A 12,469-nucleotide genomic window follows, 5' to 3' on the forward strand; every position below is an offset into this window, starting at 1 on the left:
CCGCTCACCCACCACGCCCGAACAGCTCCACCCATCGCAGCCCCGCTCATCGCCGCCCCCTGACCACGCCCCACAACCGCCAGCGCCAGCACCACGTCCACACCATCACGGCCCTACCCATCGGAACCCCTCGCCCTCCGACGCCGCACCGCACGCGCCACGAACGTCGGCACCAGCAGCACCAGCACCAGTTCCACCGCCGCCAACACGGCCAGCGCGGTGCTCGTCGCCCCGGACCGGGCCGCCGCCAGCTCCGTGGCGCTGCCCGTGGTCTCACCGGTCCCGACGCGGTTCGCGCCCACCTGCTCACCGGTGACCGGGTCGACGCCCGCCACCGGGTCCGGCACGCCGTCGCCGTCGTTGTCGACCGCGCCGGGCTGCTGCCCGGTCTGCCCGTCCGGCGTCCGCCCTTCCTCGCCCTCCCGACCGCTCTGCGCGGGACCGCCCGCGCTGCCGCACGGCCCCTGGCCGACCTTGTCGCAGTCCTTGGGCATCGGCGCGATCTTGGCCAGCCGGTTGCTGTCCGGGTCGTTGGGGTCGAACGTCGGGTTGTTGCAGTCCTTGGGCGTGAGCGTCGCCTGCTCCGCGCCGGGCACCTTGGTCACCTGCTCGAAACCCGCGCGGACCAGGTTCAGCGGCAGCGGGGAGTAGCCGAGCTTGCCCATGTGCTGCTGGCCCTGGCACAGGAAGTCGCGGGCGAACTTCGCCAGCGACCGGCCGGACTGCGTGGTGAGCTTGCCGTCCTCCGACGTCGGGACGATCATGTAGGAGTACGACGACAGCGGGTAGGTGCGCGGGTCCGCGCTGGTGTAGACGTCGTCCAGGATCTGCGTCAGGTACGTCTCCTTCGCCGCGTCCCGCTCGATGCGCGCGAACTGGAGCGCCACCGCCACGTTGGTGTCGGTCGGCTCGGTGAAGTAGTCGGCCGCGTTCTTCACCTTCGCCACCGGGTAGTTCAGCGCCCGCGCGTACGAGTATTCGACGTACCCGATCGCGCCTTCGCCGTACTCGGCGGAGATGTAGCCCGCCATCTGCGAGGAGCCCACCTGCCCGACCGCGTTGCCGAACGTCGGGTAGTACGACGTGAGACCGCACTGCCGTGCCGGGTCGACGTGCTGCGCGAAGAACGGGCAATACTGGTCCGGGTGCTGCTTGGCCATCCACAGCGTGAACTGGGCGCTGGTGCCGGAACCGTCCGACCGCACCACCGGCACGATCCGCTTGGCGGGCAGGCGGCGGCCGTTGTTGTCGGCCGTGATGCGGTCGTCGGACCAGTCGGTGATGCCGCCGGTGAAGATCTGCGTCACGGTCTCGCCACGCAGCCGCAGGTCGCGCACGAGCTTGCCGTTGACGGTGATCTTGTACATGAACGCCGTGCCGCCCGCGACGATCGGCATGTACGCGAAGGGCCTGCCGTTGGCGTTGTCCGCGTTGCCGGTCTTCGGGTCGACGCCCTGGAACGGGATCTCGGACACCGCGAAGTCGTTCTTCTTCTGCGCGAAGTCGAGCCGTCCCGCGCTGGAGCCGGAACCGGAGTAGCTGACCGGCAGGCCGATCGTGCTCGCGTCGGCGATCCACTGCTTGATGGCGTTCTCGCTCCACGACGAGCCGGAGCCGGTGATCGGGTAGTAGGACTGCGCGGCCTGCGCCGGCGCGGCCGACACCGCCAGCAGCAGGAGCACCAGGACCAGTCGTCTCACCGACGTCCCCCCTTGGTCGAGCGCTGCGCGACGACGCGCGCGATCACGAACAGCAGCAGCACGAACGCCAGCAGGATGGAGGCCGCGCCGAACGCGCGGACCTGGTCGACCCGCTCCGACGACTTGGCGAGCGTGTAGGTCACCAGCGGCAGCGAGACCATCGGTCCCGAGGTGGGGTCGGCGTTCAGGTAGGTGGTGTAGCCGGCGGTGAGCAGCACCGGCGAGGTCTCCCCCACGCCCCGCGCGATGCCCAGGATCAACGCCGTGGCCAGGGAAGGCCGCGCGGTGGGCAGGACCACCCGCCAGACCGTGCGCCACTGCGACGCGCCCAGCGCCAGGCCGGCCTCGCGCAGGCCGTTCGGCACGACCCGGAGCACCACCTCCGCGGCGCGGGCGATGATCGGCAGCATCATCACGCTGATCGCGAGCGCGGCGGCGAGCCCGCTGCGCTGGAACCCCGCGAACACCAGCACGGTCACGTAGATGAACAGGCCCGCCACGATGGACGGCAGCGCGGTCATCGCCTCGACCACCGTGCGGACCGGCCGGGCGAGCCTGCCGCCCACCTCGTTGAGGAACACCGCGCAGGCGACGCCCAGCGGGAGCGTGATGGCGGTGGCGATGGTGATCTGCACCAGCGAGCCGAGCAGGGCGTGCAGGACGCCGCCCTGCTCCAACGGGTCCAGCGGACCGGCGCCGCTCAGGTCGGACACCCAGAAGTTGGCGTGCCCCAGTGCTTCCGCGCCACGCGCGAAGGTGAAGCCGACCACCAGCACCAGGCCGAGGCCGAGCAACGCGGCCAGCGCGTGCACGACGGCCGCGCCGAGCCGGTCGGCGATCACCGCGCGCGGGTGGCGCAACGCGGTCACCCCGGCGTAGAGCAGCAGGAACGCCAGGTACCAGCACACGACGAAACCGAGCTTCCCCGACGTGGGCAGCAGGTTCCCGTACACCACCCAGACCAGGGCGAAACCGCCGAGCGCGGCGCCGGTGGCGGCCAGCACGTCGTCCAGCGTCCGGCCGCCGACGCGGCGCGGCGACTGCTCCGGCGGTTCGCCCGTGTTCGGGGTGGTGCCCGTATCGGTCCCGGTGTCGGGCTCGGCGAGCGTTGTCATCGGCGGTTCCTCAGATCTCCGTCGCGGCGCCGCTGCGGCTGCGGGCCACGACCATCGAAGCGAGCACGTTGATCAGCAGCGTGAACAGGAACAGCACCAGGCCCGCGGCGAGCAGCGCGGAGAGCTGGAACGGGCTGGACTCCCCGAACCGCAGGGCGATCAGCTCGGAGATGGTGTTGCCGCCCTTCTCCAGGACGCGGAACTTGACGTCGAAGGCGGGCGAGATGATCAATGCGACGGCGATGGTCTCGCCCAGCGCGCGGCCGAGGCCGAGCATGGTCCCGCCGATGACGCCGCCACGCCCGAACGGCAGCACGACCGCGCGAATCACGCCCCAGCGCGTGGATCCCAGCGCCAGCGCGGCTTCCCGCTCGCCGGGCGGCGCGGAGGCGAACACCTCGCGCATCACCGACGCGGTGATCGGGATGACCATCAACGACACGACCACGCCGCAGATGAACACCGACGAGGTGTACGCGGACTTCTCCCACACCGCGGCCGTCACGTCGGTGCGCACCTCGAAGAACGGCAGCCACCCGAGGTAGGTCGACAGCCACCGCGACAGGTAGATGATCTCCTCTTGCAGGAAGAAGAAACCCCAGAGCCCGTACACGACGCTGGGCACCGCGGCCATCAGGTCGAGCAGCGCGACGAGCGTGCGCTTGGCCTTCAGGGGCGCGTACTCGGAGATGTAGAGCGCGGTCCCGGTGGCGACCGGCACCGCGATCACGATGGCCACCACGGCCACCTGAAGCGTGCCGAGCGCGATGGACAGGATGCCCAGCCGGTTGGACTCGGGCCGCCACAGGTGCTCGGTGAAGAAGCTCCAGCCGAGCACGCGCAGCGTCGGCACGGCCTGGAAGGCGAGGAACAACCCGATGCCGCCCATGACGAGCAGCACCAGTACCCCGCTGAACCGCACCGCGCCGCGGAACACCCGGTCGCCGACCGGCGTCGCGGGCGTGATGGCGCGAGGCCGGTCGGGTGCGGCCGTCATGGGTGGCGACTCCTTCTTCCGATCGCGGCGGGGGATCGTGTTCACCAAGCACGGCAAGGGAAAACCCGCGCGATGACAGCGGCCCGCCGGGTAGGTGAACGCTCAACCAACAGGGCGCTGCGGCCACACGTCCGCGCGTCCCCGGCTCGACCGGCCGCGCTTGCCCGGCTGGAAGACGGCCAGCACCGGGTCGAGTTCGGCCGGCGCCACCCGGTCCCGGAACCGGCCGGCGGCCAGTTCCGCGTCCACCCGGCGCGCGAAACCCTGCGCCGAGCGGGCGAGGTCCGCGAGCCGCCACCACCACGACCCGTTGTCCGCGTGCTCGATGACGAACGCGGCCGTGATCGCGCCCGCCCGCACCAGTTCGATCTCGGCCAGGGCGTCGAGGTGGGCCGCGTGCACCCGGACCCCGACACCCAGCACTCTGTTGTTGCCACCCAGCAACCGCCACCGGACACCGCTTTCCGCGGTGCGGTAGCACTGAAATCGCGCCACGAACGCCCTCCCAGTCGGACCCGGTCACGATGAGTGGACCGGTCCCGAACGCGTCGCCCCCTCAAGCGAGCGTTCCTTGCCCGGGGACCCTCATCCCGCCAGAGCACGGCACGAGGTCCGGGAGGTGAGCGCCACATGGTCGGTTGGTTAACGCACGGCGCATGGGGAATCCCTATCGGCCAGTGCTCCACCAACCGGCGCAACAACCGGTGATTCGGGTGCCGACGCGTTCGCCCGAGCGGCCGGCAGACCGCAAAACGCGTGTGGTGCTCGAAAACCCGCTCAGGAACCGAGCGCGAGCGACACCCCGGTCGCCGTCACCACGACCGCCACCCCGCCGTCGAGCACGCGCCACGCGGCCGGTCGGGCGAACACGCCCGACAACCACCGCGCGCCGAACCCGAGCGAGGTGAACCACACGACGCTGCCGGTCATCGCGCCGACGCCGAACCACCACCGGTCGTCGCCGAAGGACGTGGCCGCGGTGCCCAGCAGCAGCACGGTGTCCAGGTACACGTGCGGGTTGAGCCAGGTGAGCGCGAGGCACGTGGCGATCGCCGCCGACGCCGCGCCGCCGACGCGCAACGCGGACGGCCGCAGTGCCCGCCGCACCGCCAGCACGCCGTACGCCAGCAGGAACGCCGCGCCCACCCAGCGCACGGCGGTGAGCGCGGTCGGCCACGCGGTGAGCACCGCACCGACGCCACCCACGCCGAGCGCGATGAGCACGGCGTCCGAGGCCGCGCAGATCGCCACGATCGCCGGGACCTGTTGACGCAGCAGGCCCTGCCTCAGCACGAGCGCGTTCTGCGCCCCGATGACGACGATGAGGGAGAGACCGGCGCCGAGACCGGCGAGCAGGGCGTGCATCACGGCCTCGACGCTAGGGAGCGGTCGGTGATAAGGCCAGCTACAGTTCCTTAAGTATCATTAGCGGACGTGATGCTCGATCCGGAGGCCGTCCGCACGCTGCTCGCCGTGGTGGACGAGGGGACGTTCGACGCGGCGGCCCAGGCGCTGCACGTGACGCCGTCCGCGGTGAGCCAGCGGATCAAGGCGCTGGAGCAGCGGACCGGCCGGGTGCTCCTGGTGCGGGCGAAACCCGCGCGGCTCACCGCGTCCGGCGTCGTGGTCGCCCGCTACGGCCGCCAGCTCGCGCTGCTGGAGCAGGACGCGATCGCCGGGCTCGGGGTGGCCGGGCGGCCGACGCCGGTCCAGGTCGCGGTGAACGCCGACTCGCTGTCCACGTGGTTCCGCGCCGTGGTGCGGGAACTCGCGCGTGACGACGGGATCGTGCTCGGGCTGCTCCGCGACGACCAGGACCACACGGCCGAGGCGTTGCGGCTTGGTCTGGTGGTCGCCGCCGTCACGTCGTCGCCGCGGCCGGTGCAGGGCTGCCGGGTCCACCCGCTCGGCGGCATGAGGTACCACGCGGTAGCGGCCAGGTCGTTCGCGAAGCGGTGGGGCGACCGGCCGCTGTCGGAGCTGCCGGTGGTGGTGTTCGACGAGAAGGACGACCTCCAGGACGCATTCTGCCGCGCGATGACCGGCCACCCCGCCGCCCCGCACCGCCACCACCTCCCGGACGGCCCGGTGTTCGAGGACGCCGTGGTGGCGGGCGCGGGGTGGGCGCTGCTCAGCGAGCACCAGATCGCCCGCCACCGCGGGCTGGTGCGCTTGTTCCCGGACCGCCCGGTGGACGTGCCGCTGCACTGGCAGCAGTGGAAGCTCGACTCGCCCGCGCTCCAGCGGGTCGCGGACGCCGTCTTCCGCGCCGCGCGGGCCGAGCTGCACCAGGGGTGACGCCCGCGCCGGCGGGCGATAGGGTGGGTATTCGCACCGACCTGGGGGGGTTCGCGGATGCGGTCGCTGGTCGCGGCGCTCGACGAGGGCTTGTTCGGACCGGTTTTCGAGCCGGTGGTCCACGCGGTGGACCGGCTCCTGTCCCGCGCGGACGTGTTCGACCCGGCGGAGGACCCGCCCGGCATCCGCGTGTTGTTCGACGAGGTGGTCGACCGGCACCCCGCCGTGCGGCTGGTCCACGTGGCGCTGCTGGCCGCGTTGCGCCCCCGTGGCTCCCAACTGGAACTCTGCGCGCTGGGTGACCACGACAACCAATGGCGTCCCCCGGGGCTCTGGCTGCCCATGGGCAAGCGGAAGCCGGGAGTGCCCCTCGCTGATCAGATCGACGAGCGGACCGAGGAGTGGTTCGGCCAGGAGACCTGGTTCGTCACCGACACCGCGCTGCCCCGCAGGCGCGTGGTGGTGGTCGAGCGGGGCGATCGGGACGGTGTCGTGCGCGTCGCGGTGAACGGCGTGGCGGCGGAGGTGCCGACACCGCCGGCGGAGGTGTGCGAGCGGTTGCTGAGCGGCGGCGACATGCCGACGCGACTGCGCTTCCCGATGTTCCCCGGCGTCAGCGGCACGTTGATCGCGCGTGGTGACGAGCCGGACGAACTGGTGCTGCTGCACGTCGGGGACCGAGCGGTGCGACACGTGCTGCCGGGGCCCGTGCTGGCCGCGCTCCACGTCCGCGTGCCCTGGGCCGAGTCGCTGATCGCGGTGATCCAGGACGGTGACCGGTTGCGGGTGCACGTCGAGGGGACCCCGTACTACGACCTGCACGAGGCGGTGGTGCCCGCGGACTTCGACGTCGCCCGGTTCTCGACCACCGACCTGTCACCCGCACGGCTCCACCACCCGTCCCCGGAGCACGAGGTGAACTTCCGGGGGCCGGGCGGGTGGTGGAAGATGACCTACCTCGCCGAACTCAAGGGGAAGGACTTCGACCTCCCCGCGATCAACACGCTGAAACGGATCGAGGTCGTCACCGACGCGCCCGGTCTCCGCGACGTCGACAGCCGCTACGGCGCGAAGCGCGTCGCCCTTGGTCCCGATCTGTCGTCCGCGGGCGCGCCGGACGGGCTCACCTGGAACATCCACGACCACGCGTGCGACGAGGAGATCACGATCACCACGCGACCGCACGAGGAAGTCCTGGGTCTCATGAAGCCCGACGAGATCCACACCCTCGTCCTGCGTGACGGCGACCGCGTGATCGCGCGCACCCGTGACACGTCCCGCACGGTGGTCGAGACCGACCGTCCCGTGGCGTTGCACCTCGCGCGGTCATGGCTCGCGGTCCAACGCTCACCGCAGCTGATCGAGGTGGTCGAGGTCCCGTCCGGCCGGGTGGTCGACCAACTGCGCGCGCGGTCCTAGCCACGCACGTCGAACCGGATTCCCGCCCGCACCAACCTCGACGTGAGGGCGTCGCCCATCGCCACCGCCGGCGTCACCTGCCCGGCGGTCTCCGGCAGGTGGTCGAACGCCAGGCACAGCGCCGACTCGCCGAGCATCTTCGCCGTCTCGCCGTAACCGGGGTCGCCGCCGGACACCTCGGTCACCACCCGTCGCCCACCGCCCGTGCCGAAGAAGACCACCTCGAACCACGACCGCGCCCGCTGCTCGGCCGACGGACCCGCGCCGGGTGGGCGCAACGCCGACAAGCGCTCGCGCACCGGGGGAACCCGGGCGGCGGCGAACAACGCGCCCACACCGCCGGCGATGCCGAGCGCCGTCGGGAGCCGCCGCACGGCGATGTGGTGCGCGTAGGTGAACTCGGGGCCGTACCGGTCCAGCGCCGCCGCCGAGCGCGACACCACCCGCGGGTCGATGGTCGGCGCGGGCAGCGCCCACGCGCCGATCCGCCGGTCGTAACCGGGCCTGCCCGCACCGGCACGCACGACCCGCCCGGCCGGGGAACCCTCCACGCGCCGCCGCTGCCGCGCCACCCGCGTCGCCGCCGGCCACCGCGCGAACGCCGTCACCGCCGACTGGAACGTGCCGCCGGAAAGCGCGCCCGCCGCACGCACGTACCCGTCCACCGCGATCGGCACGCCCTCCGGCAGCCGCCGCACGGTGAGCAGCACGCCCAGGTCGTGCGGTACCGACTCGAAGCCGCACGAGTGCACCAGCCGCGCGCCGGTCGCCTGCGCCGCGGCGTGGTGCCGCAGGTACGCGCGGTCGACGAACTCCGGTTCGCCCGCCAGGTCCACGTAGTCCGCGCCCGCCCGCGCGCACGCCCCGACCAGGCCGTCACCGTGCTCGACGTACGGCCCGGCGGTGGTCGCGACCACCCGCGCCGATTCGGCCAGCGCCATCAGCGAACGCCCATCGGTCACGTCGGCGGTGAGCAGGTCGACGTCGACCCCCAGCCGTTCCCGCAGGGCCTCCAGCTTGGCGCGGTTCCGCCCCGCCACCGCCCACCGGGTGCCCGCCGGCGCGTGCTCCGCCAGGTACGCGGCGGTCAGCTCGCCGGTGAAACCGGTCGCGCCGAACAGCACGACGTCGTACATCCGCCCCTCCCGAGGTTCCGTCACATCGCCCAACGACCGCGGGTATGCGGAGTAACGCACCGGGTCGTGGCGTTAGTCCTCCGTTCATCGGTCCGCCGCCGTGCGCTCACGCCGACTTGCCCATGCATCCCTAGCGTCTCCCAAGCCCTTGTCCCGTGCATCATGGAGCGAAGGATTTCGCATGTCAGGTCGTAGGGCTTCATTAGCGGTGGTCGCCGTGGGCGTGCTCACCGCGACCGCTCTCAGCATCGTCGTCACCTCCGACGGCCTCCCCGCCGCGGCGGCGGCCACCACCACGTTCACCCCCTCCGCCGACACCTACGTCGACAACTCCGCGACCGGCACCAACTACGGCGCCTCCGGTCAGCTCGGCGTGGACGACTCCCCGGTGAAGCGGTTGTTCCTCAGGTTCACCGTCTCCGGTGTGCCCGGCTCCGTCACCGCCGCCAAGCTGCGCCTGCACACCGACGACGTCTCGGGCGCGCAGAGCCCGAGCGGCGGCACGTTCAAAGCGGTCTCCGACACCACGTGGTCGGAAACCGGTGTCACCTGGAACAACCAGCCCGCCATCGACGGCCCGACCCTCGGCTCGCTCGGCGCCGTGTCCCGCAACGCCTGGTACGAGGTCGATGTGACCTCCTACGTCACGGGCAACGGCACGTTCGGCTTCGGGGTCACCTCGTCCAGCACGGACGGCGCGGACTTCGACTCGCGGGAAACCGGTTCCGCCACCGCTCCGCAACTCGTGCTCACCACCGGCGCCACGACCACCACCAGCGCCCCGGCGGGTGACCCGGTGCTCGTCGGCGCGGGCGACATCTCGAACTCGGGTTCCGGCGACAGCGCGACCGCCGCGTTGCTCGACAACATCCCCGGCACGGTGTTCACCACGGGCGACAACGTCTACGACAGCGGCACCACCACGGAGTTCAACAACTACTACAACCCGACCTGGGGCAGGCACAAGGCACGCACGCGGCCGTCGCCGGGCAACCACGACTACAACACCAGCGGCGCGACCGGTTACTACGGCTACTTCGGCACGCAGGCCGGCCCGTCCGGTCAGGGCTACTACTCGTACGACCTCGGCAACTGGCACATCGTGTCGTTGAACTCGAACATCAGCACGGCGGCGGGCTCGGCGCAGGAAACGTGGCTGCGCAACGACTTGGCGGCCAATACCAAGCCGTGCACGGCGGCGTACTGGCACCACCCGCTGTTCACGTCCGGCGCGAACCACGCACCCTCCACGTCGACGCGCCCGCTGTTCCAGGCGCTGTACGACCACAACGCGGACGTCGTGCTGTGGGGCCACAACCACCAGTACGAGCGCTTCGCGCCGCAGAACCCGAGCGGCGCCCTCGACACCACGCGCGGCATCCGCACGTTCGTCGCGGGCATGGGCGGTGCGAGCCACTACAGCTTCGGCACCATCAGGCCGAACAGCGAGGTGCGCAACAGCGACACCTACGGCGTCCTGAAGCTCACCTTGCACGCCAACAGCTTCGACTGGCAGTTCGTGCCCGAAGCGGGCAAGTCCTTCACCGACAGCGGCACCACCGCCTGTCACTGATCCCGGCCGCCGCACCCGGTCCCCGCGCGGGCCGGGTGCGGTTCACCCGCGCGACCGGAAGGAAGTCCCGCCGTGTACCTGTCCACCATCGACCGCCCCAAGTCCGGCGGCTGGAAGGGCGTCAGCGCCAACGTCCTCGCGCTCGGCGCGGTCAGCCTGATCACCGACGTCTCCTCCGAGATGGTCACCGCCGTCCTGCCGCTGTACCTGGTCGTGGGCCTCCAGCTCAGCCCCGCCGCGTACGGCGTGCTCGACGGCGCCTACACCGGCGCGACCACGCTGCTGCGCCTGGTCGGCGGCTACCTGGCCGACCGCACCACGAAGCGGAAAGCCGTGGCGTGCTTCGGGTACGGGTTGTCGGCGGTGGCGAAGCTCGCGCTGCCGGTCGCCGGCCCGTCCACCGCCCTGCTCGGCGCGGTGATCACCGCCGACCGCGCGGGCAAGGGCCTGCGCACCGCGCCCCGCGACGCGTTGATCACGCTGTCCGCGCCGGCGGGCGACCTGGGCCGGGCGTTCGGCGTGCACCGCGCGATGGACGGCATCGGCGCGTTCACCGGTCCGCTGGTGACGCTCGCCGTGCTCGCCGCGGCGGCCGGGTCGTTCGACGCGGTGTTCGTCACCAGCTTCTGCGTCGCCACGCTCGGCGTGGTCGTGCTGCTGGTGTTCGTGCGCGACCACCGCGCTACGACGCCGACCACTCCCGTGCGCCCGGCGGCGGTGGTGGGTTTGCTGCGGGACAAGGGTGTCCGTCGCCTTGTGCTGGCGGCGGCCGTGCTCGGCCTGGCGACCGTCGGCGACGGTTTCGTGTACCTGCTGATCCAGCGGCGCGAGGGACTGGCGATCGGCTGGTTCCCGTTGCTGGCGGTGGGCACCAGCCTGGTGTACCTGCTGCTGGCCGCACCGCTGGGCGCGTTGGCCGACCGGGTCGGGCAGCTGCCGGTGGTGCTCGGCGGCTACGGCGCGCTGGCCGCCGCGTACCTGCTGATCCACGGCCCGCTCGGCGGGTGGCCGTTGATCGTCGCCGTCCTGGTGCTGTACGGCGTGTTCTACGCGGCGACGGACGGCGTGCTGATGGCGTTGGCCGGTCCGCTGCTGCCGGAACGCCTGCGCACCACGGGGATCGCGTTGATCCAGAGCGGGCAGGCGCTGGCGTACCTGGGGTCGTCGGTGTTGTTCGGCCTCGCCTGGCAGTTCTGGGGTCCGGAGACCGCGACCCGCCTGGCCGCCCTCGGGGTGGCCGCCGCCCTCGCCACCACCGCCGCACTGTTGGGACGACGCCGATGAACACACGTGCCCGCGTACTGGTGACCGTTGCCGCCGCCCTGCTGCTGGGCGGTGTCGCGGTCGGCTACACCACCCTGTCCGCCGCGCCCGAACCGGACGTCGTGTCCGGTGTGGTCCGCGGTTCCCGCTTGCAGGTGCTCGGCAACGGCCGCCTGTCGGTCGTGTCGCGCACCGACCCGTCCGGGCCGCGCGAGGTGACCGAGGAGCGCTGCGACCGCGCGTACGCCGCGGGCGGCACGATCGCGTGCCTGCGCCCGGTCGGCGCGTTGAAGGCGGGTGGCCTCTCCGTGCTGGACTCGTCCCGGCGCGAGCTGACGACCCTGCCGCTGACCGGTTTCCCGAACCGCGCGCGGGTGTCCGCCAGCGGCCGGATGGTGGCGTGGACGGTGTTCGTGGACGGCCACTCGTACGCCGCCAACGGTTTCTCGACCAGCACCGGGATCCTGGACGTGCGAACCGGTGACCTGGTCCGGTCGCTGGAGGAGTTCTCCGTGGGTGGTGCCGCGGCGCAGGCGGCCGACCGGAACTTCTGGGGCGTCACGTTCACCGCCGACGACAACCGGTTCTACGCCACCATGTCCACCGGTGGGCACCGGTACCTCGTGGAGGGCGACTTCGCCGCGCGCACGGTGAAGGCGTTGGTGGACAACGTCGAATGCCCCTCGCTGTCGCCGGACGGGAAGCGCATCGCCTACAAGGCGGCGGTCAACGGCGACCCGCGGCAGGGGTGGCGGCTGTCCACGATGGACCTGGGGACGGGGACCGTCACGCCCCTGGCCGAGACGCGCAGCGTCGATGATCAACCCGCTTGGCTGGACGACCACACCGTCGCGTACGGGATGCAGCGCAGTGACGGCGTCAACGACGTGTGGGCCGTGCCCGCCGACGCCACCGGCTCGCCGACCCTGCTGGTGCCCGAGGCGAACTCACCCGCCCCGCTGTGACGC

At 72.0% G+C, this 12,469-nt stretch carries 11 protein-coding genes; 5 read left to right on the forward strand and 6 right to left on the reverse strand.

Annotated features, from left to right (window positions below; all coding sequences use genetic code 11):
* Positions 1–113: 113 nt before the first annotated feature.
* The 5 genes from KZQ38_RS06975 to KZQ38_RS06995 form a co-directional block, all read right to left on the reverse strand.
* Positions 114–1,700, reverse strand: a complete 1,587-nt coding sequence (locus KZQ38_RS06975; protein WP_219439767.1) for a substrate-binding domain-containing protein — start codon at positions 1,698–1,700, stop codon at positions 114–116.
* Entirely contained in the window at positions 1,697–2,815 is a 1,119-nt protein-coding gene (pstA, locus tag KZQ38_RS06980; RefSeq protein WP_219439769.1) for a phosphate ABC transporter permease PstA, read from the reverse strand. The genes KZQ38_RS06975 and pstA overlap by 4 nt, the downstream gene beginning before the upstream one ends.
* Before the next feature lie 10 nt (positions 2,816–2,825).
* Complete coding sequence (gene pstC / locus KZQ38_RS06985; protein ID WP_219439771.1) at positions 2,826–3,812, reverse strand: phosphate ABC transporter permease subunit PstC; 987 nt, start codon at positions 3,810–3,812, stop codon at positions 2,826–2,828.
* A gap of 102 nt (positions 3,813–3,914) precedes the next feature.
* On the reverse strand, positions 3,915–4,307 hold the full coding sequence (locus KZQ38_RS06990; protein ID WP_219439773.1) for a YegP family protein: 393 nt from the start codon (positions 4,305–4,307) through the stop codon (positions 3,915–3,917).
* A 282-nt stretch (positions 4,308–4,589) separates the two neighbouring features.
* A complete protein-coding gene (locus tag KZQ38_RS06995) occupies positions 4,590–5,177 on the reverse strand; it encodes a LysE/ArgO family amino acid transporter (RefSeq protein WP_219440373.1) in 588 nt (195 codons plus the stop codon).
* Positions 5,178–5,249: 72 nt separating this feature from the next.
* On the opposite strand from KZQ38_RS06995, the gene KZQ38_RS07000 reads away from it, so the two are divergent.
* Together KZQ38_RS07000 and KZQ38_RS07005 are read left to right on the forward strand one after the other, a co-directional pair.
* Entirely contained in the window at positions 5,250–6,110 is an 861-nt protein-coding gene (locus KZQ38_RS07000) for a LysR family transcriptional regulator ArgP (protein ID WP_219440374.1), read from the forward strand.
* 57 nt (positions 6,111–6,167) lie between these two features.
* A complete protein-coding gene (locus KZQ38_RS07005; protein WP_219439775.1) occupies positions 6,168–7,529 on the forward strand; it encodes a hypothetical protein in 1,362 nt (453 codons plus the stop codon).
* Here KZQ38_RS07005 and KZQ38_RS07010 read toward each other — a convergent pair.
* A complete protein-coding gene (locus KZQ38_RS07010) occupies positions 7,526–8,665 on the reverse strand; it encodes a saccharopine dehydrogenase family protein (RefSeq protein WP_219439777.1) in 1,140 nt (379 codons plus the stop codon). The genes KZQ38_RS07005 and KZQ38_RS07010 overlap by 4 nt on opposite strands.
* 217 nt (positions 8,666–8,882) lie before the next feature.
* On the opposite strand from KZQ38_RS07010, the gene KZQ38_RS07015 reads away from it, so the two are divergent.
* The 3 genes from KZQ38_RS07015 to KZQ38_RS07025 all read left to right on the forward strand — a co-directional run bounded on the left by KZQ38_RS07015 (position 8,883) and on the right by KZQ38_RS07025 (position 12,466).
* Positions 8,883–10,238, forward strand: coding sequence for a CBM96 family carbohydrate-binding protein (locus KZQ38_RS07015; protein WP_308258283.1), 1,356 nt, complete (start codon positions 8,883–8,885; stop codon positions 10,236–10,238).
* 72 nt (positions 10,239–10,310) lie between these two features.
* On the forward strand, positions 10,311–11,522 hold the full coding sequence (locus tag KZQ38_RS07020) for an MFS transporter (RefSeq protein WP_219439781.1): 1,212 nt from the start codon (positions 10,311–10,313) through the stop codon (positions 11,520–11,522).
* Positions 11,519–12,466 (forward strand): TolB-like translocation protein, encoded by a 948-nt coding sequence (locus KZQ38_RS07025; protein ID WP_219439783.1) that lies wholly within the window; start codon positions 11,519–11,521, stop codon positions 12,464–12,466. The genes KZQ38_RS07020 and KZQ38_RS07025 overlap by 4 nt, the downstream gene beginning before the upstream one ends.
* Positions 12,467–12,469 lie beyond the last annotated feature (3 nt).

Source organism: Saccharothrix obliqua, from assembly GCF_019375475.1.
In the GTDB taxonomy this organism is placed as follows: domain Bacteria; phylum Actinomycetota; class Actinomycetes; order Mycobacteriales; family Pseudonocardiaceae; genus Actinosynnema; species Actinosynnema obliqua.

Coding starts and splice junctions, on each gene's coding strand:
- pstA (WP_219439769.1), bottom strand. CDS start 2,815: ATGACAACGCTCGCCGAGCCCGACACCGGGACCGATACGGGCACCACC.
- KZQ38_RS07010 (WP_219439777.1), bottom strand. CDS start 8,665: ATGTACGACGTCGTGCTGTTCGGCGCGACCGGTTTCACCGGCGAGCTG.
- KZQ38_RS07005 (WP_219439775.1), top strand. CDS start 6,168: ATGCGGTCGCTGGTCGCGGCGCTCGACGAGGGCTTGTTCGGACCGGTT.
- KZQ38_RS07025 (WP_219439783.1), top strand. CDS start 11,519: ATGAACACACGTGCCCGCGTACTGGTGACCGTTGCCGCCGCCCTGCTG.
- pstC (WP_219439771.1), bottom strand. CDS start 3,812: ATGACGGCCGCACCCGACCGGCCTCGCGCCATCACGCCCGCGACGCCG.
- KZQ38_RS07000 (WP_219440374.1), top strand. CDS start 5,250: ATGCTCGATCCGGAGGCCGTCCGCACGCTGCTCGCCGTGGTGGACGAG.
- KZQ38_RS06995 (WP_219440373.1), bottom strand. CDS start 5,177: ATGCACGCCCTGCTCGCCGGTCTCGGCGCCGGTCTCTCCCTCATCGTC.